The organism is Brevibacillus sp. (genome assembly GCF_003521185.1).
In the GTDB taxonomy this organism is placed as follows: domain Bacteria; phylum Bacillota; class Bacilli; order Brevibacillales; family Brevibacillaceae; genus Brevibacillus; species Brevibacillus parabrevis.
This window is the reverse complement of the sequence record NZ_DOTK01000079.1, coordinates 98,764-121,574: the sequence shown is the minus strand read 5'-3', so window position 1 is coordinate 121,574 and position 22,811 is coordinate 98,764. Positions and strand designations below refer to the sequence as shown.

Genomic DNA, 22,811 nt, shown 5'->3' with positions numbered 1-22,811 from the left:
GGGAATAGGGGATGAAGAAGAGCATGAGCAAATGTCCATTTTCGTTTTTTCACAGTTTGTGGGGAAGCCGGAAAAAGCCGATGGAGCATTCCAGGTGGCTTGATCAGCAAGATCGCGCAAAAGCAAAGATTGACGTGACCGATCCGACGATCTTGAAGCAGCTGGAAATGATTGATTTGACCATAGAGGAAATCCGGCTGGCAAGCTCGATCCAGAAACTGATCCAGGCACATATTCGCGAGATTGTGTCCGCTTTCTACCAGACGATTACCAATGTCGAAGAACTGAAACAAATCATCCTGGACAACAGCACGCTGGAACGGCTGCAAAAGACGTTGGAGCGGCATCTGATCGAGATGTTCAGCGGGCAAATCGACGGCGAGTTTTTGCAAAAGCGGATTCGTGTAGCAGAAGTGCACTATCGAATCGGCCTGGAGCCGAAGTGGTACATGGGGGCCTTTCAAAACTTGCAAAGTACATTGCTCGATATCGTCCACGAAAATATTGAGAATCGAGTGGAAAGTGTCCGAATTGGCAAAGTGATTTCGAAAATCCTCAATTTTGAACAGCAAATCGTCCTGGAAGCTTACGAAAAAGAAAATTTGCGCCAAAAACAGAAGCAGTATGAACAGGTCAAGGAAGAGCTGAAGGCGAAAATTTTTACGGTTTGCGAGCAGATGACGTCGATTGCCGAGCAGACGAGTGCTTCGATGCAAGAACTGATCTCCAGCAGCAACGAAGTAAACCGCAGTGTTCGCTCGGGAGCGCAGACATCGAGAGAGACGCAGCATCTGGCATCGCAGGGCAAAGTGAAGCTGGGCGAGCTGGAAGGGCGGATCGAAGCGATTTTCAACCGGACGAATACGATGGAAAAAAGCGTGGAGCTGTTGAACCAATCCGTACGCGAGATTGGCACGGTCATCAAAATCGTCCAGGACATCGCAGGGCAAACCAATTTGCTGGCGCTTAATTCGGCGATTGAAGCGGCACGGGCGCAAGAGCATGGCAAAGGATTTGCTGTGGTGGCCCAGGAAGTTCGCAAGCTGTCCGAGCAAACGAAGCTGTCAGTGGAACAGATCAATTCCTACATCGTCCAAACCCGTACATATACCGAAGAGGTCGTGGGCGCGATTCAGGAGGTTCATCAACTCGTGCAGGCGAGCAAGGCGGAATCCGAAGCGACAGAAGAATCGTTTGCGCACATCGTCCAGTCGATGGCACGCAGTCTTGGCGAGGTTGAAAACGTCGAGGCAGGCATGCGCGTTCTGGTACAAAGCATGGAGGAAATTGGGGTTGCCACACAACAGGTGGTCATCTCGGCTGAAACGCTTCAAGAGGCTGCGGGCATAGCGTAACGCTGTGCAAGTCATCAGAGGAAAGCGGGGGGAAGAGAGTGCAACACCAACTTCACGGAACTTATGATAGCTTTCTTGTTGTTTTATCTTATTTAATCGCCGTCACCGCTTCCTACTCTGCTCTCGATCTGGCAGGCAGAGTGACAATCAGTCGGGGAAAACATCGCGTGCTGTGGCTGATTTTCGGAGCAACATCCATGGGGCTGGGCATCTGGTCCATGCACTTTGTCGGCATGCTGGCCCTGACTTTGCCGATCCATGTTATGTACGATATGGCCTACGTCATCTTGTCTGTCGTACTCGCTATTTTTGTTTCCAGCATCGCTTTGTACACCGTGACCAAAGACGAGCTGACGCCAAAGGAACTCGTCATCTCGGGAGCTTTCATGGCTGCGGGGATATCCGGCATGCACTACACCGGAATGGCAGCGATGATCATCGGGATTACGTATGACAGCTGGTGGGTCGTCCTGTCCGTCATCATTGCGGGTACGGCTTCGGTAGCAGCGCTCTGGCTGCTGTTTTACTTCCGCAAAGATCAGACGCGCTACGCGTCCTTGTACAAGCTGGGCAGCGCCCTGATCATGGGAGCGGCCATCGCGGGCATGCATTACACGGGCATGGTCGCCGCCAGCTTCCACACAGACTCGCTTGTGCGGGAGCACGTGCAAATGCAGATGCAGCCGGAGACGCTTGCGTACGTCATTGTGTTTGCTACGTTTTTGCTATTGGGCGTCACGCTTATAGGCGTGTTCATCAACAAGCGCTTTTCGCAAAAAGATTCCGAGATCGAGGAAAACGAGAGCTGGTATCGATCTTTGTATAAAAACAATGAGTACGGGATTATTTCTCTGGATAAGACAGGCATGGTCATCGACATGAATCCGGCGGTGCAAAAAATAACCGGGTTGATCACCGAGCAATATATCAATCGCCACGTCGCCCAGATCGGATTGCACATTCCGAGAGCAGAGAGAGAGCAGACCAGAAGTTTGTTCTACGAGACGACGGCGCAGCATCTGAACAGCTTTGAAACAGCGTGGAGCTACCCCGGTGGCGATGTCATCAAGCTGAGCGTGATGAAAGTACCTGTGGAAATCGCGGGAGAAATCGTCGGTACACACATCATCGTCAAGGATATTACAGAAGAAAACGCAGCCAAGCAAAAAATCGAATACTTGGCGTACCATGATGAACTGACGGGCTTGCCGAATCGCAGAAGGTTCAACCAACTGCTGGAGGAGGCAATCGAGCGCAGCGCTTCCGAGCAAAAGACGTTTGCCGTCATGGTGCTCGATGTGGATCGCTTCAAGATGATCAACGATTCTTTGGGGCACACCTACGGAGACTTGTTTTTGCAGGGCGTGAGCAAGCGGATTTTGCAGAGTGCAGCTGGATGCGAGGTCACGATCGCCAGGATGGGTGGCGACGAGTTTACGATTCTTTGCAAATGCGAGCCAGACGGCCGGGAAGCATCGGAACTTGCCCAAAAAATCATCGACACATTGAAGCAGCCATTTCATCTGAAGGACAGCGACTTCTACATTTCGGCGAGCATCGGGACAGCCCTTTTTCCAGAGCACGGGTTAGATGCCGTCTCCTTGCTGAAAAAAGCGGATGCGGCGATGTACAAGGTCAAGCGACAAGGGAAAAACGGCCATCTGTTCTACACGGATGACCTCGACGCCCAACTGCTGGATCACATCGAGCTGGAGAGCGATTTGCGCAAAGCGATCGAACGAGACGAACTGGTCGTCTACTACCAGCCGCAGTTTCATTCCGAATACAACCGGATGATTGGCGTGGAAGCGCTCGTCAGGTGGAATCACCCGACAAGAGGACTGCTCTCGCCTGGCCTGTTTATTCCACTAGCCGAAGAAACCGGCTTGATCTACGACTTGGGAACATGGGTTTTGCGCGAGGCGTGCCGCCAGATGAAACGTTGGCATGACGAAGGCGGACCGCTCATTCCTGTGTCGGTCAACCTGTCTTCCCACCAGTTTCATCAGTCCAACCTCGTGACGTATATCCGAAATATCCTGCAAGAAACGGGGCTTGCCCCGGAGTATTTGGAGCTGGAGATCACGGAGAGCATGATGATGGACCCGGCTGTCTCCATTCACATTTTGGAGGAGCTGAACAAGCTTGGCACACGCATCAGCCTGGACGACTTCGGGACAGGCTACAGCTCGCTCAGCTACCTGAAAAAATTTCCGATTCACAAGCTGAAAATCGACCGCTCCTTCATCACCGATATCTCCCAAAACCGCAACGATCGGGCCATCGTGTCCACAATCATTGCGATGGCGCAAAACCTCAAGCTGGATGTCATTGCCGAAGGCATCGAGACAAAAGACCAGCTGGACATTTTGACGGAAAACGATTGCAAAAAAATTCAGGGCTATTACTTCGCCAGCCCGTTGTCGGCGGCAGATGTTGAGACGATGTTCATCATGCCTTCCCGCGAGGCGCAGCACCTTGAATAGAGGCACAGCAGGTCAACCCGCGCTCACCGGGTTGGCCTTTTTTACGGGGAAAAGATTTATCTGAAAAAACGGAATTTCCGGTGAGGAGCAGTTGACAAACGATTCGTTCTGTTATTAAATAAATGGCGAAAGCGCTTTAATTACCAACAAGATGTCAAATGAGGGTCTCAAGATGGCGACTGATTTTTTTCCTAACCACGTCACGATTCCTTCTGTCAGGGACTTGCGCCATTTTCAGATCGCGCTGCAAAGCGACGCTCCGGTGATTCTTTTGTCGGATGTCCATATCGGAAATTTGAAAAGCTTGACGCAAAAATGCCACGAAGCCAAGAAAAAAGTGATTGTGCACGTGGACCTGATCGGCGGCTTGAACAAGGATCAAATGGGAATCAAGCTGCTCAAGGACTTGTTTCAGGTAGATGGACTCATTTCCCCGAGTGCCAAAATTGTCAACCGTGCGAAGAACGTAGGATTGATCGGGATTCACCGATTTTTTCTCCTCGATTCACGCTCGCTGGAAAATGGTTTGAAAGGACTGGAAATGAGCGATCTCGATGCGATTGAGATTCTCCCGGGTCCTTTTGCCAAGCAGTTTGTGAACCAGTTCCGCGCCGTGAAAAATGTCCCGATTCTCGCAGGTGGCTTTATCGATTCGGCAGAAGTCGTTCACGAGCTGTTCGCAGCCGGAATCAACGGTGTGACAACAAGCAAGCGTGAACTTTGGAACATACGCGACAACAAAATACGTTAACGGGTTATGTGTAGATGCGAAACCCTACAGAGAGTTAGTGCGAAAAGGCGCTAACTCTGTGTAGGGTTTTTTGTTTTGGAAAGGGGGTGGTGCAGCGAACGAGCGTGCAAGGGCAAAGCGAAAAACAAATCAAAGGAGGCAACCGAATGGCGGTCATTCAGTTTTTGATCCAGTTGGGCCCATCTGTTATGATGCCGATTATTTTCTTTATTTTGGCGATGATCTTTCGGGTGAAGGTCGGGCAAGGCTTCAAGGCAGCGATGCTGGTAGGGATCGGGTTTGTCGGCATCAACCTCGTAATCGGCCTGTTATTGGGAACGCTGGGCCCGGCAGCAGAAGCGATGGTAAGTCGCTTTGGCCTGTCGCTGACGGTCGTTGACCCGGGCTGGCCTGTCGGTGCGACAATTGGCTGGGGGACGCCGATTGTCCCGATCGTTGTTTTCAGTGCTGTTCTCTTGAATATTTTGTTGCTAATGTTGAAATGGACAAAGACAGTCAACATCGACATTTTCAACTACTGGCATTTCATGCTGACAGGCGGTGTCGTGTATGCGGCAACTAACAGCATCGCAGTTGGTACGATCGCTGCACTCATTCACTTCCTGATCGCGATTGTGATTGCGGACATTACGGCGCCGAAAATCCAGAAAGAGTTCGACTTGAAAGGCGTCTCCTTTGCTCATGCCACATCGGCGATTTACGTGCCCATCGGCATCGCGGTGAACTGGATCATCGAAAAAATTCCCGGTTTGCGGGACATCAAGGCCGATCCGGAGGAAATCACCAAAAAATACGGCGTGATGGGCGAACCGCTCACACTTGGTACGATTCTCGGGGTGTTGCTCGGCATCCTCGCCGGGTTCGGAATTGCGGAAATTTTGACACTCGGCATTCAAGTAGCGGCGGTGATGGTTCTCTTGCCTGCGATGATCAACGTGCTGGTCGAAGGGCTGGAGATCGTGCGGCAGGCGGCGGAACAGTTTTTGAAACAGCGTTTCCCGGACCGCGAGTTTTACATCGGCTTGGATACGGCTCTCTTGATCGGCAACCCGGCTGTGTTGGCTACTGGGCTGCTGCTCATTCCCGGGGCGCTGGTCCTCGCGATTTTGTTGCCTGGCAACAAAGTGCTGCCTTTTGTCGATCTGGCTTCGCTCGTGTTCTTGATCCCGATGGCGGCACCGTATTTGAAAAAGAATCTCGTTCGTCTGTTCGTCTCAGGGCTGGTCATGGTCGCGTTCGTGCTGTACGCGGGAACAAGCATTGCGCCGCTGTACACAACCGCTGCGAATCTCGTCCATGTTTCGCTGCCTGAGGGTGTCAGCGCCACAACCGAGTTGGCCAACCTGGTCGGGGGAGCAACGACTCCGCTCGGCTGGATTCTCATCAAACTAGCTTCAATTTTTGCATGAAACCAGTAAGGGGGAGAGAACGTGGCACCATTTTTGATTGGGATTGACAACGGAGGAACAGTCACGAAAGCAGCTGTCTACACGGTGGACGGACGGGAGCTGGCGGTTTCCAGCAGAAAGACCGTCATGATCATGCCACAGCCTGGCCATACCGAGAGAGACATGGAAGAACTGTGGAAAGCGAATGTGTCCGTCATAAAAGAGGTGCTGGCAAAGTCGGGCATCGATCCTAAAGAAGTGGCGGGCGTGGCTGTCACGGGACACGGCAACGGACTGTACCTCGTCGACGCAGCAGGAAAGCCGGTTGGCAACGGCATCGTCTCGACGGATACCCGCGCCAAGCACCTTGTCGAGCAGTGGTATCAGGACGGAACGGCGGAACGCGTCCTGCCGAAGACGATGCAATCGATCTGGGCAGGCCAGCCTGTGGCGCTCTTGGGCTGGCTGCAAGCGAACAGACGCGAAGCGCTGGAAAAGGCACGCTGGGTTTTGATGTGCAAAGACTTTATCCGCTATCGGCTGACAGGCGAAGCGTATGCAGAGGTGACGGACATCTCCGGCACCAACCTGTTCAACATCAAGGACGTATCCTACGACGATGAACTGCTCGCCGAATTTGGCTTGCAAGGCATCGCGGACAAGCTGCCGCCCGTCAAATACTCTGCTGACATTTGCGGCTATGTGACGGAGCAGGCGGCGAAAGAAACCGGGCTGGCGGTAGGGACACCTGTAGCGGGGGGATTGTTCGACATCGATGCGTCAGCGATTGCCTCTGGCGTCACTGATGAGGACAAATTGTGCGTCGTAGCTGGCACATGGAGCATCAACGAATACATCACGAAAGAGCCAGTCGTCGACAAAGCGTTGTTCATGACGTCCATCTATTGCATCCCCGGCTATTGGCTGACGCTGGAGGGCAGTCCGACTTCGGCGAGCAATCTGGAGTGGTTCACCAACGAATTTTTCAGCCAGGAACACGACGCGGCGCTCAAGCAGGGCATTACCGTGTATGAGCTGTGCAACCAGATGGTAGCCAGCACGAAGCCGGAAGATTCCCACATCGTCTTCTTTCCGTTTTTGTTCGGCTCCAACGTGGACGCCAACGCCAAAGCGTGCTTTATCGGCCTGAATGGCTGGCACACCAAAGCGCATATGGTCAGAGCCTTGTACGAAGGAGTCGTGTTCGGTCACCGCCAGCATATCGACAAGCTGCTCGTCCACCGCTCCCGGCCAAAGGCGGTGCGCCTGGCGGGAGGGGCCACGAGGTCGGAAGAGTGGATGCAAATGTTCGCTGACGTTTTGCAGCTGCCTGTCGAGGTGGTCGAAGGCACAGAGCAGGGAACGCTTGGCGCTTCCATCTGCGCCGGGGTGGCAACGAAGCACTTCGATTCGTTCTCGCAAGCGGCAGAGTCGATGGTGAAAGTCAGCAAAATGTACACGCCACAAGAACAACATAGAGACATCTACGAGCAAAAGTACCAGGCGTATTTGGAAGTGCTGGAAGCATTGCAGCCGTTGTGGAAAAAACTTTCGTGAAGGATGGAGCAGACATGGATTTTGGCATCAAAGGAAAAAGCGCGATTATTACCGGAGCTTCAAGGGGCGTAGGCCGGGCGATTGCCTTGGCGTTGGCGGAAGAGGGCGCAAAAGTCATCATCAATTACAACCGCAGCGCCGACAGTGCGAATGAGGTAGTGGAGCTGATCCGGGAACAAGGCGGCGAGTGCATCGCCATCCAGGCCGATCTCGGCCAAAAGGCAGACTGCGACCGACTGATGACTGAAGCGACCGCCGCATTTGGCAGCGTGGATATTTTGATCAACAATGCAGGCGTATGGCCGAAAAACTGGGTGACCGACATTTCCCTGGAAGAATGGAATCACACGATGGATGTCAATTTGACGTCGGTGTTTCTCACCTGCCAAAGCTTCGTCAATCATTTGCTCGCTGAAAACCGCCGAGGAAAAATTTTGAATGTGACTTCGCAGGCTGCTTTCCACGGCTCGACGACAGGTCATGCGCACTACGCCGCCAGCAAAGCAGGAGTGGTTGCGTTCACGATTTCGCTTGCCCGCGAGGTGGCGAAGCAAGGAATCAATGTCAATGCGCTCGCGCTCGGCATTGTGGAGACGGATATGATCAAGGCCGATCTGGAACAGAAAAAAGACTACTACGTCAGCCGGATTCCGCTGGGACGGGTGGCGAAGCCGGAAGAAATCGCGGATATCGCCGCTTTCCTCGTCTCCGAGAAAGCGAACTACATCACGGGAGCTACGATGGACGCCACTGGCGGCATGTTGATGAGATAGAAGCACGAGAGAGGATAGGAGGAAGCAAGATGTTGACCACACTGCGTGAAGTAGCAAACGATGCACGAAAAAATCAATACGCCGTTCCGGCTTTTGACTGCGTAGGCGATATTATGGTGCGTACCATTCTCGATACGGCGGAGCGGCTGCAATCGCCCGTCATCCTGATGTGCCTGGAGCACAACCTGCGAGAGCCGAAAGGGTTCGTCTACCTGGCGGAATACATCAAGGCAGTCGCCCCTTTTTACAACATCCCGATCGTTTTGCACCTGGATCACGCGATGGACGTCGATCTCGTCCAGGAAGCGATCCGCTACGGCTTTACTTCGGTGATGATCGATGGGTCGAGTCTGCCGTTTGCCGACAATGTCGCGCTGACCAGGCAAGTGACAGACTTGGCTCGCCCGCACGGAATCAGTGTAGAGGCTGAGCTGGGACATGTGGGCGGAAACGAGCTGGGCGGCGCGTACGGCACAGAGTCGAAACTGACAGAGCCGCATCAGGTGGCCGAGTTTGTCGAGCGAACAGGTGTCGATGCCTTGGCTGTCTCCATCGGGACGGCGCACGGTGTCTACACGGCAGAGCCGAACCTGAACGTGGAAAGAATGCAGGAAATCAACCAAGCAAGCCCGGTTCCGCTCGTCCTGCACGGCGGTTCGGGAACGCCGGATGCCCAAGTGCAAGCAGTGGTCAAACACGGGATCAGCAAAGTAAACTTGTACGCCGATTGCCGGATCGCGATGGCAAAAGGCGTGAAGCGGGCTGCCGCTGAAATGACCAGAATCGACCCGTTGCCGGAAGAGATGTTCCTTCCGATCAAGCAGGAGCTGGAGCAAACGGTAGAACACAAAATTCGCATGCTAGGTTCGCTGGGCAGAGCGTAAGAGATATAGGAGTGAGAGAGATGAAAGTTTTGGCGATTGCCGATCGGTTTATTCCTTCTCGCGAGATGGGAGAAGGACTGCAAGAGTTGGAAAAGCTCGGTTTTCAGGTAGAGGTGCGGGACTGGCAGCACAACTCGCTGGAAGAATTGCAAAAAGACAATCTGGCGGTGGAGCTGCACGGGCCGGAAGCGGTGACCATGCCAGACAGCGTCTTTGCCGAAATCGAGCAATATGACGTGCTTGTCGTTCAATTTGCCCCCGTCTCTGCGAAAGTGATCGCGGCGGCAAGCAAGCTGAAAGTCATCGGAATTTTGCGCGGCGGCACCGAGAACGTCGCGATTGAGGCTGCAAAAGAGCGCGGCGTTAGCGTCCTGAATACGCCAGGCCGAAATGCCCGCGCCGTAGCGGAGTTTACGCTTGGCCTGATTCTTTCCGAGGTGCGCAACATCGCCCGTTCCCACGCTGCGCTCAAGCAAGCGGAATGGCGAAAATCTTTTCCGAACAGCGAGGCGATTCCCGAGCTGTTTGCAAAAAAAGTCGGCCTGATCGGATACGGCAATGTCGGTCAGCTGATCGCCGGATTTCTCACCGCCATGGGCTGCGAAATTCTCGTGTACGATGAGTACATCGAGCAAGTGCCGGCTCCGTATCGCAAAGTGGCGCTCGACGAACTGTTGCAGCAAGCCGATATCGTTTCCTTGCATTTGCGGCTGACAGAAAAGACTCAGCATTTTATCGGGGAGCACGAGCTTGCGCAAATGAAGCCGAATGCAGTTCTGATCAATACGGCGCGCTCCGGGCTGATTGATGAAAAAGCATTGGTGGCATGCCTGCAAGCAGGCCGGATTGCCGGAGCCGCTTTGGACGTGTTTGACAATGAGCCGCTGGCAGCGGATGATCCGTTGTTGCATCTCGACAATGTGACCATTACACCGCACATGGCGGGCAGTACGCGCGATGCCTTCACGAACAGTCCGAAACAGATGGCGGGCTACTTGGCCAACATCGTCCGCAAAGAGGGGAACGTCCCTGTTGTAAACGAAGTATTACCTCAACTGTAACAAGCTTCCAAAAGCCTTTGCTCATCGGTTTCGCCGCGAGCAAAGGCGTTGTTTTTTCACCGAGAAAAAGGATTGACTTGTCAGACGATTCGCTATAAGATTCACTTAATTAACGATCATTAAGTAAAAGTGTCACACAAACAAAAGGGGGGTATCCATGACGACGAGAGACAAAATCAAGGCAGTTGCCCTGACCCAGTTTGCCAAGGGCGGGTATGAAGGGACGCCGCTGTCGGCGATTACAAAAGAAGTCGGGGTGACAACTCCGGCCGTGTACGCGTTTTTTGGCAGCAAGGAAGACTTGTTTTTATCGATTTTCGAAGATGTTTTGTCCAACCATTATCACTCGGTCAAAAGCGCGATTGAACAAGCGCAGGACGGTACCGTGGAAGAGCGGCTGTACCAGATTTTGCGAGGCGCCTTTACGTATCACGTCAGCCAGGAAGAAGAGACGATTTTTTACAAACGCGCGATGATGTTTCCGCCTGCGTCGCTTGAGGACAAGCTGAAAGAACGCTTCGGCGCGACAGAGGAGATGCTGACGCAGGAAATCCGCGCTTTGCTTGCGGAAGGAATCGCGGCGGGCGCAATCGCAGACCGTCCGCTTGACGATCTGTTGGACGGCTTTTTGTGCCTGATGGATGGACTGTTTTTGCAATTGCTCTACTATGACGAGTCGAAGTTTGAGCACAAGCTGCAAAACATCTGGAAGCTGTTCTGGAGTGGAATCGCCGGATCATAAAAAGACAGATACCGAACCTGGGGGTTAGATGACATGGAAGAGGCGAACAACAAGAAAAACGACTACGAACGCGAGCCGGTCCCACTCGCCTTGCGAAAAGGGTGGGTTCCGCTCAGCCTCGTCTGGATCGCCATCGGCATTGATATCTCATCAATGCTGCTCGGCGCGCAGCTTGGCTCTGGAATGAATTTTTGGGACGCCATCTGGGCGGTTATGCTCGGCTCCTTGCTTTTGGGGATCATGGGGGCCGTATGTGCTTACATGGGCGCAGCCACTGGCTTGTCGACTGCGATGATTACCCGCTACGCCTTCGGGGAGTACGGGGCGCGCCTGATTTCCGCCATCATCGGCATTTCCTTGCTGGGCTGGTTTGGCGTACAGGCCGGATTTTTTGCCCAAAATGCCCAGACAGCGCTTTCTTCCGTTTTGGGCATTGAAATGGACCAGGCAGTTCTCTCGGTCATTGGCGGACTGCTCATGATGTCTACCGCCATATACGGCTATCGAGCATTGGAAAAGCTCAGCTCCTGGGCTGTTCCGCTAATGGTCATCTTAATTGTTACTTCTATTGTTTTGACTATTCAAAATCATCCGTTTTCGCAAATGGCGCAGACTGGGTTGTCCGGAGAGCCGCTGTCCTTCGGGATGGCTGTCTCGCTCGTAATCGGCATCTTCGTCGTCGGGACGATTATCACGCCTGACGTTGCCAGATGGGCGCGGACGCGAAAAGATGCGATGCTCGCCTCGTTCGTCGGTTTTTTTGTCGGCAACAGCTTCATGATCGTCGTGGCGATCATTTTGTCGAAAGCGATGGGCACGAGCGACCTGACGACGATCTTTTTGGCGCTCGGGTTGGGCATCCCCGCGATTTTGGTCATCACGCTCGCGCAGTGGACGACGAATACGAGCAACCTGTATTCCTCATCGCTCGGCTTTTCCGTCGTCTTCAGCAAAACGCCCAAGGTATGGATTACGCTGATTGCCGGCCTGTTTGCCACGGCTCTTGCCTACATGGGCATTTACGATCGGTTTATTACGTTCCTGTCGTTCATCACGATGCTGATTGCGCCCGTCGGGGGAATTTGCATCGCCGAATATTACTTCGTCAACCGTGCGGCTTTTGCTTTTGACAAAGCGCATCGCATGTTGATTGCCCGCTCGCTGGTGTCGTGGCTGCTCGCTTCGTTCATCGCTTACTGCACAACGGCGGCTCCCGATGGCTTGGGGTTGTTTCATTTGACGACGGTTCCGGCGCTCGACGGCTTTTTGTGCGGCGTGTTGTTCCAGGTTGCTTTTGGAGTAGCCAGCCGCAGGAAGCAACAAGCCGAGGAAGCAGCCACAAAAGGATAATGCACACGTACACGCAGAAAGGAAGATACGCATGAGATACATTGACGCACAAGCGATCGAGGACATTGCAGCAGGCGCAGCCGTTTTGGGAACAGGAGGGGGCGGCGATCCGTACATCGGCAAAATGATGGCGTTGCAGGCGATTGAAAAGTACGGCCCGATTCCGCTCATGACGGTAGATGAGCTGGACGACGACGCGCTCGTCGTGCCTTCCAGCATGATCGGGGCACCTACGGTCATGGTGGAGAAAATTCCGGCGGAAGGCATGGTGACGCAAGCCCTCGAATTTATCGAGCAAGCGTTGGGGAAAAAGGTGGCGGTAACGATGCCGATTGAGGTCGGCGGGGTCAACTCGATCATTCCGCTGGTCGTTGCGGCGGAAAAAGGCATCCCCGTCCTCGATGCAGATGCGATGGGCAGAGCTTTTCCGGAGGCGCAAATGGTCACCTTTTACCTGGACGGACTGGCTCCGGCTCCAACCGCGATGACAGATGAGCGCGGCAACGGGATCGTGATGTATCCGGTAGACGGCGTCATGTCGGAGAGGTTCGCGCGCAGCGTGACCATCCAGATGGGCGGCTCTGCGGCGATGTGCGACTATCCGCTGTCGGGCAAACAGGTGAAACAAAGCGCCATTCCAGGCACGCTGACCTTGGCGCAGGAGATCGGCGCCCTGTTGCGCACCGCGCGCAGCCAGGAGACGAGCCCGGTGCGTATGCTTCTGGACAAGCTTGGCGGATTTGAATTGTTTGCGGGCAAAACCGTCGACATTAGCCGCCGGACAGACAGCGGCTTTACAAAAGGCCAGGCGACTTTTGACGGGATCGACCACGATCGCGGACGCCAAATGATTCTCGGCTTTCAAAACGAGCACCTCGTCGCGCTGGAAAACGGTCAACCGCTTGCGACCACGCCTGACTTGCTCGCTGTCCTGGACAAAGAGACAGGCATGCCGATCACGACAGAAGGCTTGAAATACGGCGCGCGCGTCTCGATTGTGGCATTCCCGTGCCATGCCAAATGGCGGACGGCCAAAGGCATCGAGACAGTGGGGCCGCGCTACTTCGGGTACGATTTTGACTATGTGCCTGTGGAACAACTGGTTGCAAAGAGAGGGGAAAAGGCATGAGCTACCGGATTGGAATTGACGTAGGCGGGACGAATACAGACGCGGTGCTGCTGGATGAACAGCTGCAAGTCGTCCACGAGGTGAAATCGCCGACCACAGCAGATGTCAGCTCGGGTATTTACGAAGCGCTGCGCCGCGTTGTGGCCGAAAGCGGAGTCAATCCGCAGCATGTTCGGTACGCCATGCTCGGAACGACGCATTGCACCAATGCGATTGTAGAACGCAAGCGCTTAAACCGCGTGGGCACCATCCGCATCGGAAAGCCAGCCACGACAGCCGTTCGGCCGATGATGGGCTGGCCGGAAGACTTGCGGGCCGCCGTAGGCGAGAACTGGCATATGGTGTCTGGCGGATACGAATACGACGGTCGGACAATCGTTCCTTTGGACGAGGAAGAAATCCGCAGCGCCTGCCGCTCGATGAAAGGCGACGTGGAGACGATTGCGATTTCCGGCGTCTTTTCTCCGGCCAATGCGGATCAGGAAAAGCGGGTGGCGCACATCGTCCGCGAAGAGCTGGGCGAATCTATCTCGATCTCCGTGTCGCATGAGATCGGCAGCATCGGCCTGTTGGAACGGGAAAATGCGACGATCTTGAACGCAGCCCTCATCCAGACGGCAAAAATGGTGGCAGAAGGTTTCCGCGAGGCGCTCGGCAAAAACGGGATTGAACATGCGGGAATCTTTTTCGGACAAAATGACGGGACATTGATGTCGCTCGTGTATGCGATTCGCTACCCGATTTTGACGATCGCTTGCGGTCCGACGAACTCGATCCGCGGCGCGGCTCATCTGTCCGGGCGAAAAGACGGGCTGGTCGTCGATGTCGGCGGAACTACGACGGATATCGGCGTTCTGATCAACGGTTTCCCACGTCAGTCTTCGCTTGCCGTCGACATCGGGGGGATTCGTACCAATTTCCGCATGCCGGACATTCTCTCCGTCGCAATCGGAGGCGGCACGATTGTTCGCCGATCCGGCGAGGAAATCAAGCTTGGTCCGGACAGCGTAGGCTACCAGTTGCGCAATCGGGCATTGATCGTCGGCGGGGATACGATGACCGCGACAGATGTAGCAGTCGTCATGGGCCGCTTGGACTGGCCGGGGGCGAAAGTAGCAGGCATCGACCGGGCTTTTTGCCAGCAGGTAGACGCTCAATTGGTCGCAGCCGTGGAGGATGCGATTGATCGGATGAAGACGAGCCCGACTCCGGTCCCTGTCATTCTCGTCGGCGGCGGCAGCGTCTTGCTGCCTGATCAGATGAAAGGCGTCTCGGAAGTGATCAGGCCGAAACATTTTGGCGCAGCGAATGCGATCGGAGCGGCGCTCGGTCAAGTCAGCGGGCAAATCGAAAAAATATACGCGCTGGACGAGCAGACGAGAGAAGCAGCACTGGCGGATGCAAAAGCCGGAGCGATTCGCGAGGCAATTGCCGCAGGAGCTGATCCGCAGTCATTGGAAATCGTTCATATGGAAGACATCCCGTTGGCGTATTTGCCGGGGAATGCCTTGTTGATTCGCGTAAAAGCGGCAGGGCTTTTGCAGGCATGACCACAAAGCTGATCGCATGACGAGCAAAAACAGGAGCTGACAACAGGCTCCTGTTTTTTTGCATTCCGGGACATTTATCACGCCTTCTGGGTAGGGAGCATATCGTATTCATGACAAACCGGAAAAATCACATGGAGGAGGGCATCCTGCTTGTACCCGCAAACACGTAACTGGTTTCCCTACGTAAGTCCATACGATCCTTGCCCGCCGATTCGGGTGAAAACATACTCGGTGCCGCCACAATTGTTTATCACATTCCAGCCCCCTGATTTGCCCCAAAATTCTCCAGCCGAAGCTTTGCGCACGGGTGTATTGTGGCCGTCTCTGTACAGCCCGTACGACCCGAGGATGGATCACTTAGGAAGAGGGGGAGGGGGTTCCCATGGCACCTGAACAACGAGGAAAAGAATACTACGCTCTGTTGCAAAGGCTGCAAGAGATCGATTTCGTCCTGGTCGAGCTGAATCTGTATCTCGATACGCATCCTACCGATATGAACGCGATAGAGCAGTTCAACCAGCTCACGGAAAAGCGCTGGGCGCTGGCGAATGAGTATGAAAAGTTGTACGGCCCCTTGCAAGGGTTCGGACGCAGCTATTCCGGATATCCGTGGCAGTGGAATGACGAGCCTTGGCCATGGCAAGTGTAGAAATGAGGGGAAAATAACCGATGTGGATTTATGAGAAAAAGCTGCAATATCCGGTTCGCGTCAGCAAGTGCGACGTGAAAATGGCGAAATATTTGACCGAGCAGTACGGCGGAGCAGACGGAGAGCTGGCAGCAGCGCTGCGCTACATGAACCAGCGCTACACGATCCCGAACAAAGTAATCGGTCTCTTGACAGACATTGCCACGGAAGAGTTTGCCCACCTGGAAATGATTGCGACGATGGTGTATAAGCTGACCAAAGACGCGACCGTCGAGCAGTTGGAAGAAGCCGGGCTTGGCGCTCATTACGCCAACCACGACAGAGCGCTGTTTTACAACAATGCGGCAGGCGTGCCGTGGACGGCAACCTACATCGCGGCCAAGGGCGATCCGATCGCCGACCTGTACGAAGATATCGCCGCAGAGGAAAAAGCGCGGGCCACGTACCAATGGCTGATCGACATGACAGACGATGTGGATTTGCAGGACAGTCTGAAATTTTTGCGCGAAAGAGAAATCGTCCACTCCTTGCGCTTCCGTGAAGCCGTGGAGATTTTGAAGGAAGAACAAGGCCGCAAGACGATTTTTTAAGCAAATAGCCAGCGGGAAGACGACCAAGAACGCAAAGGAGAGCGAAATGCTCTCTTTTTTTTGTTAAACATCCACGATAACGGGCAAGATCAACATCGCATCTTTCCTTTTCACGAAGGGGAAAGTGATTATGTACCGGATCAAGCCAATTTTGGAGAATAAACATTGAGCAGGGAAAACATGATAAGTTTGTCCATAAACAAAAGCAGTGGAATGGAGGCTTCTTATGAATCCCTTTGCAAACAATAATCAAATCGCACAACAATTGGCCAAATGCGAGCAGCTCATTGCGCAACTGATCCAGCAGACACAACAAGCATCAGCCCAGTATCAACAGCTTTTGCAGCAAGAACAAAAAAATGCAATGGCGCTCGAACAAATTGCGCAAAGAGAGCATCAAGCGGCACATATGATTCAGACAGCACTTCAAGGACATGACATCGCCATTCAACAAATGCAGCAAATCGCCAACATTTGCAGGCAGGCGGGTTTGTCTGTCCATCAATCCGTCTCAAATGTCCCGCTGTCTTTGCAGCAACAAACACAAGGATACGGAAGCCAGCCGCAACATTAATCGCTGCGGTCAATCCCCTCAAGAGCACCGGGTTCAGAGCGCGGCGAATAAATGGCCTGTTTCAGGGCACAATGTGGGATGACTGAATTTGGAAAGGAGCCGTTTTCGGTGAAAACCAAACGATTGATTTTCCGCTTGTTCCTGCTGATTGCCATCGCGGCGCTCGTCGAGTGGTTCGTCTATGCGAAAAACGATGCACAGACGAATGTCATGGTAGAACAGCCGCAGGCTCACCAGGCTGCGCCTACGCTCCAGGTTACGCATACGCTCACGCAAGATGACCTGGAACTCAAGCTGGCTGTCACCAACTTTACCTTTTCTCTGGAGAACATGGGAAAAGAAAACAAGCAGGGAGAAGGCCATGTCCATCTGTACCTGGATGGGAAAAAAATCGCAAAAGTGTTTGAAGCAAGCTATGTCTTGAAAGACATCCCGAGCGGAAAGCACGAGATTACGGTCGAATTGGCCCACAACAACCACGAGTCGTATGGAGTATCCGAGCGCTTCAACATCGAGGTCAAGCCTTGATTCGCGTCCAAGCCTAAGTGGTCAGACTCCATAGAAAAAAGCCGACAGAAAAGCGCCAATGGCACTCGATTTGTCGGCTTTTTTCATTAGCGCATTTGCACTTTGACTTGCGCCTGTTGGTCAGGCAAGGCAATGACGAGCGTCGGATACGAGATCGCTTGCGTTTTCAGAGCACCAGGTGCTGGCGGCTGAACGCGAACGTGGACGGTGAAGCCGTGCGGGCCTGTCCGCTTGACCTGATCCGCTACAAGTCGGTACCCTCCCGTTGGCCGTTGTCCTGCGCTGATGACGACATACGCCTTGCCGTTCGCGCGCACGACCGTATGACCGCCATTTTTTCGCACGGTTTTCAATGCTTCCGTTACAGCAGGCGGGTACGGAGCGGCTACAGCTTCATACTCGGCTGCGAAAGGCGCAACCTCTTTTACTGCGGGCGCAGATGCGGTAGGATGGGATAGGGAAACCGATTGGGCACCTGTGACACAAAGCGAAGCTGCGAGCAACAAACTAGGGAATATATTCATCATCATTCTCCTTCCAATTGGTAAAAGTAATCGTGATGAGATCATGAAAACTGAGGTGACAGGAGTGCGTGTGAACGATTCGCTGGAATACCTGTCCGAAGCAACGAGACAAGCGATTCTAAACGAACAGACGAGGCGTTTTCGCCTTGACCAGGAACAGCAGGACTTGTCGTCCAGACTGTTGGATAGCGCGTTTATCAGCCGTGTCTGGCAAGAGGCTGATGAACTGGAAAGAACCGTCATCAAGCTGTTTCTTACCAAAGCGCCACGCGGCTTTTTCAGCAAACGGGCCTGGGAACGGGAAACGGCAAAAGAGCACAGACACTTGTCCATCGGTCTGACGAGGCTTCGACGACTGGGACTGATTTTGACTGTACGCAAAATGTGGAGTGAGATCGGTTATGTGATGCCGCAAGAAATTCGTGAGCAGCTGACCATGCAGTTGTTGCCACAATTGACTTCGGCCTATGTTTCTTTGTCAAAAACGCTCCCTTATTATATATCAGCCGGCAGAGGGATACATCTGGATCTTTTTGGGCTTCTGCTGTTCGTCCGCGATCAGCAAGTGCCTGTGACGCAAAAAGGGAGCATTCACCGCAGGGCAATGCAAAAAATGCTTCCGCTCCTGTCCATTGCGGACGAGCACGTACAAGGCATCGCCCTCGCTCCGCTGGACAAAGAGCAGAGAGATGGCCTGGCGCTCACGATTGTCCTCGATCTGGCTTTCCGGCTGGGGCTAGTGATGCGCAAAGAGAAACAGCTTGTCCCAGACGCATACCAAATCCGCCAGTGGCTCAACCATTCTTCTCCCGAGCGATTTGAACAGCTGTATCAGCTGGTTGCGGATCAGCTGCTGCCGCATGGCGATTGGTGGGATGCTTTTGCCCAGATGATGAGGCATGTTCCGCTTGATCAGTGGTGTTGTGTCGACGCGCAATTGCGCATGCTAGAGACAGCGGGTTTTGTCTTGCCAGAGGAGGCCGAAAAAGCGATTGTGGAGCAATGGCTGCACATTTTGCTCGGCATGGGCTGGATTCAGCTCGGAGCCGATGACGAGGAGCGCCTTTTCTGGCGATGGAACAGCTTGCCGCATTTGACGGCCGAAGAAGGCTGGTTTGTCGATCCGACCGGAGCACTGACGATTCCGCCGCTCGTGCCGCTGCGTGACGTGTGGGAGATCAGCGCATTTTGTCAGCTGACGTTTGAAGGCCAGTTGATCAGGGGCGAATTGCAAGCGGGAAAGCTCCAGTCGTATCTTGCTTCGGGGGGAACTAAGGAGCAGGTGATTGAAAAGCTGCGGAGCGGCTGTGCCCATCCATTGCCGGATAGCCTGGTCGAAGTGATCGGGCATTGGGCGAAGGCGGCTACGCAAATCCAATTGGAGCCGTTTTACCGCGTCCGTACCGCACATGGCGGATTTGTGGAGGAATGGCGGCAAATTCCTGACTTTCAGCCGTTTTTGCAGCACGTTTTGTCTCCGGCGGAATTTTTCATCCCACTCTCGCAAAAAAGGCAGCTGATCGACCTGCTCAAGCATTATGGCTACGAGCCGCATGTCGTCATGCAAACAGACGCTGTCGATGGGGAAGAAGACACGTTACCGGATGTGGCTGCAAGGGGGCTGCTTCTGATCGAACGGCCCTGGGATGGATACGCGATCGAAAATACGTTTCCTGCCCAAGATGAAGCCATGCCGCAGCTGGCGACATTGCCGAAAATGTGGACGCAGCATTTCCAGTCGTATCATCCGCAATCGCTGCGGGATTTGCTCAAGCGGGCGGCCGAGCTGCAACTGGAAGTAGAAATCCAGTTGACTGATCAGGAGCGGCTGCATGGACTGCCTGTGGAAGTCAAACTGGACATGGGCTATTGGGTCGTCTCCATCAGCGGTCCGCACGGCAAGCGCTCCTACAGGCTTGATGATCTGGGCCGAGTGCGCATTGTAGTGCCTGATTATCTGTACTAAGGGTGTAGATCGTGGTACAATCAGAAGGGACTAAAAGCTTTACGCCTTTAGTGTGAAAGGAGGTCTCGCCCTATGGAAGCAGTAGAGACTGTGGATATGGCCCAGTTGATTATGGAGTCGCATGAACTGTCCACCATGATCAATCAATCGCGCGAGGTCGTGCAATATTTGGAGGCCAAGCGTTGGATGGAGGCAGACGAAGAAGTACAGCGCCTTCTGGAGTTGTTTGAAAAGAAGAAGGAGCAGTATGAAGATGTACAACGGTTCGGGAAGTACCATCCCGATTACAACCATATATCAAAAGAAGTGCGCGAGCTGAAGCGGACGATTGAGCTTCGCGATTCCGTGCAGGCTTTCAAGCGGGCTGAGGACGCGCTGGATGAGTTGTTGTATCAGGTGAGCAGAACGATTGCCCACTCGGTATCTGACACCATCAAGGTGCCGAGCAACAATCCGTTTCTGGAAGCGCAGGGCAGTGGCTGCGGGACCGGGGGAAGCTGCGGTTGCAGCACGAAAAAGCTTTCCTGACAGGCAGTCACGCTTCGGCCTGTGGCGAGGACTTTTCACGCAACAGAAAACAGTCCTCGCACAGGTTGCCGCAGCAAAACTGCTTTTCGCTGGGCACCAGAAAGCGAAAACGGTAGACGTGCTGGTCGTCGCCTGAGCGCACATAAATGCACTCGGGCTTTAATTTGGTATGGGTGGTCAGTCGCTCCCCCGTTTCCATCAGCCGTTCAGTCAGGCGAGAAGCGGGGAGTGTGCTGCTTACATAAAAGAAGCGTTGGCCCGCATGCGTGCGCCAGCCGCTTTTTGTCACGATGCCTTCCTGGTGAAGCGCTTCCTCGAAGCTTCGATAAAAGCTAGTCAGCATAATGACCACAAATCCTTTCTGTATCGGGCGTTTACAGGTGATTATACCATGAAGGGAAAGGAGACCAACGGTTACATGAGAGAACGACGTCTTGGTGTTGCCGTGTGGGTAAAAAACACACGAGCGGCCAAAAATTTACGCAAATTTGGCACCATTCATTACATCTCCAAACGGCTGAACTACGTCTCCATGTACGTAGATGCGAATCTGCTGGACGAAACGATCCGCATCATGGAGAAACTGCATTTCGTGACCAAAATCGAGCGGTCCCATCGTCACGAGATTCCGGTGGAGTACAACAATGCAAGGCCGGACAAAGCGAAGGAATACGATTACAAACAGGAAAAAAACCAGGTGATGGCGCTGGCCGAGACAATGACGGCAGAAGAGGGAAGTCCAGCGACGGTCGGTTCGACATAAGTTGTTCACAAGCTGCCAGTTTTCGGCAGCTTTTTTCCTTTTGCCAAGGCAGTGTACATGGTATGCTAGATAAATAGGAAGACTCCAGGAGTAACGCTGATGAATGCGCTTTCAATACGCGTACATAGATCATGAGAGGAAAGGTGGGGGCGTACATACATGATTCATCTAGACATTAACTGCGACATGGCCGAATGCTTCAGCCGAGGACGACAATCAGAGGATTTGGGAATTATGAAATGGATCACCTCCGTCAACATTGCTTGCGGTTTGCACGCAGGTGATCCGCATCTCATATGCAGAACGATCGAGGCAGCGATCAAGCACGATGTAAAAATCGGAGCGCACCCTGGATACCCGGACATACAAGGCTTTGGACGACGCTCCATGAACCTGTCTGTGAACGAAGTATATGAGCTTGTTTTGTACCAGGTAGCGGCTTTGTCCGGCATGACACGCGCTTTGGGGGGAGAACTGCACCATGTCAAGCTGCACGGAGCGCTTTACAACGAAGCAGCAGAGCGTCCCGAGCTTGCCGAGGCGGTCGTCCAGGCGATTGCCGACATCGACGAGGAGCTGATCCTGTACGCGTTGTCCGGCAGCAAGCTGGTGGAAGCAGGGCTGGAGCATGGACTGCAAGTAGCCGAGGAAGTTTTCGCGGAACGGGCGTACATGCCGAATGGCCGTCTGGCTCCGCGCGAGTTGGAAGGCAGCGTGCTCATCAGCAAGGAAGAGCGGATGGAGCAGACGCGCCAGCTCGTGCTCAAGCAAAAAGTAACGACGGTCAATGGCGAGGTCATCGAGCTTGCAGCCGATACGCTTTGCGTCCATCATGAGAGTCACGATGTGCTGCAATTTTTGGTGGAAGTGCATAAATGGGCAAAGCAGAACGATGTGAAAATCGAGCCGATCACTGCCCGGTAAAAGTCATACTGGCAGCCATCCCGTAATAAAAGAAAGCCATACAGCAACGCCAACTCCTGCGATTCAGGAAGACGACGTTGCTGTATGGCTTTTTTGCGCGCTTGCTTCCACGATTCTCCCGTTTTCCATCAAAAGGATCGTATCTCCGAGCTTTTCCGCTTCGTCCCGGTCGTGGGTGACGAGCAGAAACGGAATGCCCCACATTTCGTGAAGCCGGAGCAATTCGTCCTGACATTGCTTGCGCGTGGCTGTATCCAGCGCGGAAAGCGGTTCATCCAGCAGCAAGATGTCCGGCTCCGTAGCGAGTGCCCGCACAAGCGCGACACGCTGCTTTTGCCCACCCGAAAGCTGGTGCGGGTACTTGTCCAGAAGATGATCGATTCCGACTGTCGTCAAAAGCGGTTCCAGATGCAGTTCGTGCCCTTTTCGCAGACCGTAGCGAATGTTTTGGGAAACGGTCATGTGCGGGAACAAGGCGTAATCCTGAAACAAGTAGCCAACGTTGCGCTTCTGCACGGCGAGCGGTTTTTGCCCCGCGCTGTAAAACGTGCGGCCGTTCAGGGAAATGTGCCCTCCATCGGGATGGACAAGCCCGGCTATGCTGTTCAAAATGGTCGTCTTGCCCGAACCGGATGGGCCGAAGAGGACGACAATCTCCTGTTCGGTTGAAAAGGAGACATCCAACACAAAATCTGGCAAGCGCTTCTGAATGTCTACTTCCAGCATGACGCTCTCCCTC

The 22,811-nt window shown here is 53.7% G+C and carries 24 protein-coding genes; 21 read left to right on the top strand and 3 right to left on the bottom strand.

What is annotated here, in order from left to right:
- The first annotated feature begins 23 nt into the window (after positions 1-23).
- The 17 genes from DEP07_RS23910 (at position 24) to DEP07_RS23830 (ending at position 17,367) form a co-directional block, all read left to right on the top strand.
- Positions 24-1,355 (top strand): globin-coupled sensor protein, encoded by a 1,332-nt coding sequence (locus tag DEP07_RS23910; protein ID WP_173599168.1) that lies wholly within the window; start codon positions 24-26, stop codon positions 1,353-1,355.
- A 38-nt stretch (positions 1,356-1,393) separates the two neighbouring features.
- Complete coding sequence (locus tag DEP07_RS23905) at positions 1,394-3,841, top strand: bifunctional diguanylate cyclase/phosphodiesterase (RefSeq protein WP_173595743.1); 2,448 nt, start codon at positions 1,394-1,396, stop codon at positions 3,839-3,841.
- A gap of 172 nt (positions 3,842-4,013) precedes the next feature.
- Entirely contained in the window at positions 4,014-4,592 is a 579-nt protein-coding gene (locus DEP07_RS23900; protein WP_122965794.1) for a glycerol-3-phosphate responsive antiterminator, read from the top strand.
- Between the two features lie 146 nt (positions 4,593-4,738).
- Positions 4,739-6,001 (top strand): PTS galactitol transporter subunit IIC, encoded by a 1,263-nt coding sequence (locus DEP07_RS23895; RefSeq protein WP_007785236.1) that lies wholly within the window; start codon positions 4,739-4,741, stop codon positions 5,999-6,001.
- Positions 6,002-6,022: 21 nt separating this feature from the next.
- The gene (locus tag DEP07_RS23890; protein ID WP_217021741.1) at positions 6,023-7,537 is read left to right on the top strand and encodes an FGGY-family carbohydrate kinase; all 1,515 of its coding nucleotides are present in this window, start codon (positions 6,023-6,025) and stop codon (positions 7,535-7,537) included.
- 14 nt (positions 7,538-7,551) lie between these two features.
- Positions 7,552-8,310 carry an SDR family NAD(P)-dependent oxidoreductase gene (locus DEP07_RS23885; protein ID WP_007785242.1) on the top strand — a complete coding sequence of 253 codons (759 nt, stop codon included), beginning with the start codon at positions 7,552-7,554 and terminating at the stop codon, positions 8,308-8,310.
- Positions 8,311-8,339: 29 nt separating this feature from the next.
- Entirely contained in the window at positions 8,340-9,194 is an 855-nt protein-coding gene (locus tag DEP07_RS23880) for a class II fructose-bisphosphate aldolase (RefSeq protein ID WP_122965797.1), read from the top strand.
- Positions 9,195-9,214: 20 nt separating this feature from the next.
- Positions 9,215-10,255, top strand: a complete 1,041-nt coding sequence (locus DEP07_RS23875; protein WP_287103129.1) for a 2-hydroxyacid dehydrogenase — start codon at positions 9,215-9,217, stop codon at positions 10,253-10,255.
- 157 nt (positions 10,256-10,412) lie between these two features.
- The gene (locus DEP07_RS23870; RefSeq protein ID WP_173595748.1) at positions 10,413-10,997 is read left to right on the top strand and encodes a TetR/AcrR family transcriptional regulator; all 585 of its coding nucleotides are present in this window, start codon (positions 10,413-10,415) and stop codon (positions 10,995-10,997) included.
- 33 nt (positions 10,998-11,030) lie between these two features.
- On the top strand, positions 11,031-12,347 hold the full coding sequence (locus DEP07_RS23865; protein ID WP_007785252.1) for a cytosine permease: 1,317 nt from the start codon (positions 11,031-11,033) through the stop codon (positions 12,345-12,347).
- A gap of 31 nt (positions 12,348-12,378) precedes the next feature.
- Positions 12,379-13,476 carry a DUF917 domain-containing protein gene (locus DEP07_RS23860; protein ID WP_007785255.1) on the top strand — a complete coding sequence of 366 codons (1,098 nt, stop codon included), beginning with the start codon at positions 12,379-12,381 and terminating at the stop codon, positions 13,474-13,476.
- Positions 13,473-15,026 carry a hydantoinase/oxoprolinase N-terminal domain-containing protein gene (locus DEP07_RS23855; RefSeq protein ID WP_007785257.1) on the top strand — a complete coding sequence of 518 codons (1,554 nt, stop codon included), beginning with the start codon at positions 13,473-13,475 and terminating at the stop codon, positions 15,024-15,026. Before DEP07_RS23860 ends, DEP07_RS23855 begins: the two co-directional genes overlap by 4 nt.
- Before the next feature lie 150 nt (positions 15,027-15,176).
- A complete protein-coding gene (locus DEP07_RS23850; protein ID WP_007785259.1) occupies positions 15,177-15,419 on the top strand; it encodes a spore coat associated protein CotJA in 243 nt (80 codons plus the stop codon).
- Positions 15,409-15,675, top strand: coding sequence for a spore coat protein CotJB (locus tag DEP07_RS23845; protein ID WP_007785261.1), 267 nt, complete (start codon positions 15,409-15,411; stop codon positions 15,673-15,675). The genes DEP07_RS23850 and DEP07_RS23845 overlap by 11 nt, the downstream gene beginning before the upstream one ends.
- A 20-nt stretch (positions 15,676-15,695) precedes the next feature.
- Entirely contained in the window at positions 15,696-16,265 is a 570-nt protein-coding gene (locus DEP07_RS23840; RefSeq protein WP_005827166.1) for a manganese catalase family protein, read from the top strand.
- A 226-nt stretch (positions 16,266-16,491) separates the two neighbouring features.
- The gene (locus DEP07_RS23835; protein ID WP_007785263.1) at positions 16,492-16,839 is read left to right on the top strand and encodes a hypothetical protein; all 348 of its coding nucleotides are present in this window, start codon (positions 16,492-16,494) and stop codon (positions 16,837-16,839) included.
- Positions 16,840-16,947: 108 nt separating this feature from the next.
- Positions 16,948-17,367: a hypothetical protein gene (locus tag DEP07_RS23830; RefSeq protein ID WP_007785265.1), complete on the top strand. Its 420-nt coding sequence runs from the start codon at positions 16,948-16,950 to the stop codon at positions 17,365-17,367.
- A gap of 86 nt (positions 17,368-17,453) precedes the next feature.
- Here DEP07_RS23830 and DEP07_RS23825 read toward each other — a convergent pair whose 3' ends face one another.
- Positions 17,454-17,894: a protease complex subunit PrcB family protein gene (locus tag DEP07_RS23825; protein WP_035317423.1), complete on the bottom strand. Its 441-nt coding sequence runs from the start codon at positions 17,892-17,894 to the stop codon at positions 17,454-17,456.
- 40 nt (positions 17,895-17,934) lie between these two features.
- On the opposite strand from DEP07_RS23825, the gene DEP07_RS23820 reads away from it, so the two are divergent.
- Together DEP07_RS23820 and DEP07_RS23815 are read left to right on the top strand one after the other, a co-directional pair.
- Positions 17,935-19,857 carry a hypothetical protein gene (locus DEP07_RS23820; protein WP_217365718.1) on the top strand — a complete coding sequence of 641 codons (1,923 nt, stop codon included), beginning with the start codon at positions 17,935-17,937 and terminating at the stop codon, positions 19,855-19,857.
- A 72-nt stretch (positions 19,858-19,929) separates the two neighbouring features.
- A complete protein-coding gene (locus DEP07_RS23815; RefSeq protein ID WP_007785272.1) occupies positions 19,930-20,385 on the top strand; it encodes a YlbF family regulator in 456 nt (151 codons plus the stop codon).
- 7 nt (positions 20,386-20,392) lie between these two features.
- Here the strand turns inward: DEP07_RS23815 and DEP07_RS23810 are convergent, their stop codons facing one another.
- Complete coding sequence (locus DEP07_RS23810) at positions 20,393-20,728, bottom strand: hypothetical protein (protein ID WP_007785273.1); 336 nt, start codon at positions 20,726-20,728, stop codon at positions 20,393-20,395.
- Between the two features lie 75 nt (positions 20,729-20,803).
- Here DEP07_RS23810 and DEP07_RS23805 point away from each other — a divergent pair, with 75 nt between their 5' ends.
- Together DEP07_RS23805 and DEP07_RS23800 are read left to right on the top strand one after the other, a co-directional pair.
- The gene (locus tag DEP07_RS23805) at positions 20,804-21,148 is read left to right on the top strand and encodes a YlbG family protein (RefSeq protein ID WP_007785275.1); all 345 of its coding nucleotides are present in this window, start codon (positions 20,804-20,806) and stop codon (positions 21,146-21,148) included.
- Between the two features lie 159 nt (positions 21,149-21,307).
- Positions 21,308-22,072: a 5-oxoprolinase subunit PxpA gene (locus DEP07_RS23800; RefSeq protein ID WP_007785277.1), complete on the top strand. Its 765-nt coding sequence runs from the start codon at positions 21,308-21,310 to the stop codon at positions 22,070-22,072.
- A gap of 63 nt (positions 22,073-22,135) precedes the next feature.
- Here the strand turns inward: DEP07_RS23800 and DEP07_RS23795 are convergent, their stop codons facing one another.
- Positions 22,136-22,798 carry a sulfate/molybdate ABC transporter ATP-binding protein gene (locus DEP07_RS23795; RefSeq protein ID WP_007785279.1) on the bottom strand — a complete coding sequence of 221 codons (663 nt, stop codon included), beginning with the start codon at positions 22,796-22,798 and terminating at the stop codon, positions 22,136-22,138.
- Between the last annotated feature and the right edge of the window lie 13 nt (positions 22,799-22,811).

Excerpts from the sequence above, each read along its gene's own strand:
- DEP07_RS23805 (WP_007785275.1), top strand. The coding sequence starts at position 20,804 with ATGAGAGAACGACGTCTTGGTGTTGCCGTGTGGGTAAAAAACACACGA.
- DEP07_RS23845 (WP_007785261.1), top strand. The coding sequence starts at position 15,409 with ATGGCACCTGAACAACGAGGAAAAGAATACTACGCTCTGTTGCAAAGG.
- DEP07_RS23810 (WP_007785273.1), bottom strand. The coding sequence starts at position 20,728 with ATGCTGACTAGCTTTTATCGAAGCTTCGAGGAAGCGCTTCACCAGGAA.
- DEP07_RS23870 (WP_173595748.1), top strand. The coding sequence starts at position 10,413 with ATGACGACGAGAGACAAAATCAAGGCAGTTGCCCTGACCCAGTTTGCC.
- DEP07_RS23815 (WP_007785272.1), top strand. The coding sequence starts at position 19,930 with ATGGAAGCAGTAGAGACTGTGGATATGGCCCAGTTGATTATGGAGTCG.
- DEP07_RS23875 (WP_287103129.1), top strand. The coding sequence starts at position 9,215 with ATGAAAGTTTTGGCGATTGCCGATCGGTTTATTCCTTCTCGCGAGATG.
- DEP07_RS23865 (WP_007785252.1), top strand. The coding sequence starts at position 11,031 with ATGGAAGAGGCGAACAACAAGAAAAACGACTACGAACGCGAGCCGGTC.
- DEP07_RS23840 (WP_005827166.1), top strand. The coding sequence starts at position 15,696 with ATGTGGATTTATGAGAAAAAGCTGCAATATCCGGTTCGCGTCAGCAAG.
- DEP07_RS23795 (WP_007785279.1), bottom strand. The coding sequence starts at position 22,798 with ATGCTGGAAGTAGACATTCAGAAGCGCTTGCCAGATTTTGTGTTGGAT.
- DEP07_RS23910 (WP_173599168.1), top strand. The coding sequence starts at position 24 with ATGAGCAAATGTCCATTTTCGTTTTTTCACAGTTTGTGGGGAAGCCGG.
- DEP07_RS23880 (WP_122965797.1), top strand. The coding sequence starts at position 8,340 with ATGTTGACCACACTGCGTGAAGTAGCAAACGATGCACGAAAAAATCAA.
- DEP07_RS23820 (WP_217365718.1), top strand. The coding sequence starts at position 17,935 with ATGAAAACTGAGGTGACAGGAGTGCGTGTGAACGATTCGCTGGAATAC.
- DEP07_RS23900 (WP_122965794.1), top strand. The coding sequence starts at position 4,014 with ATGGCGACTGATTTTTTTCCTAACCACGTCACGATTCCTTCTGTCAGG.
- DEP07_RS23895 (WP_007785236.1), top strand. The coding sequence starts at position 4,739 with ATGGCGGTCATTCAGTTTTTGATCCAGTTGGGCCCATCTGTTATGATG.
- DEP07_RS23835 (WP_007785263.1), top strand. The coding sequence starts at position 16,492 with ATGAATCCCTTTGCAAACAATAATCAAATCGCACAACAATTGGCCAAA.
- DEP07_RS23860 (WP_007785255.1), top strand. The coding sequence starts at position 12,379 with ATGAGATACATTGACGCACAAGCGATCGAGGACATTGCAGCAGGCGCA.
- DEP07_RS23800 (WP_007785277.1), top strand. The coding sequence starts at position 21,308 with ATGATTCATCTAGACATTAACTGCGACATGGCCGAATGCTTCAGCCGA.
- DEP07_RS23825 (WP_035317423.1), bottom strand. The coding sequence starts at position 17,894 with ATGATGAATATATTCCCTAGTTTGTTGCTCGCAGCTTCGCTTTGTGTC.
- DEP07_RS23885 (WP_007785242.1), top strand. The coding sequence starts at position 7,552 with ATGGATTTTGGCATCAAAGGAAAAAGCGCGATTATTACCGGAGCTTCA.
- DEP07_RS23855 (WP_007785257.1), top strand. The coding sequence starts at position 13,473 with ATGAGCTACCGGATTGGAATTGACGTAGGCGGGACGAATACAGACGCG.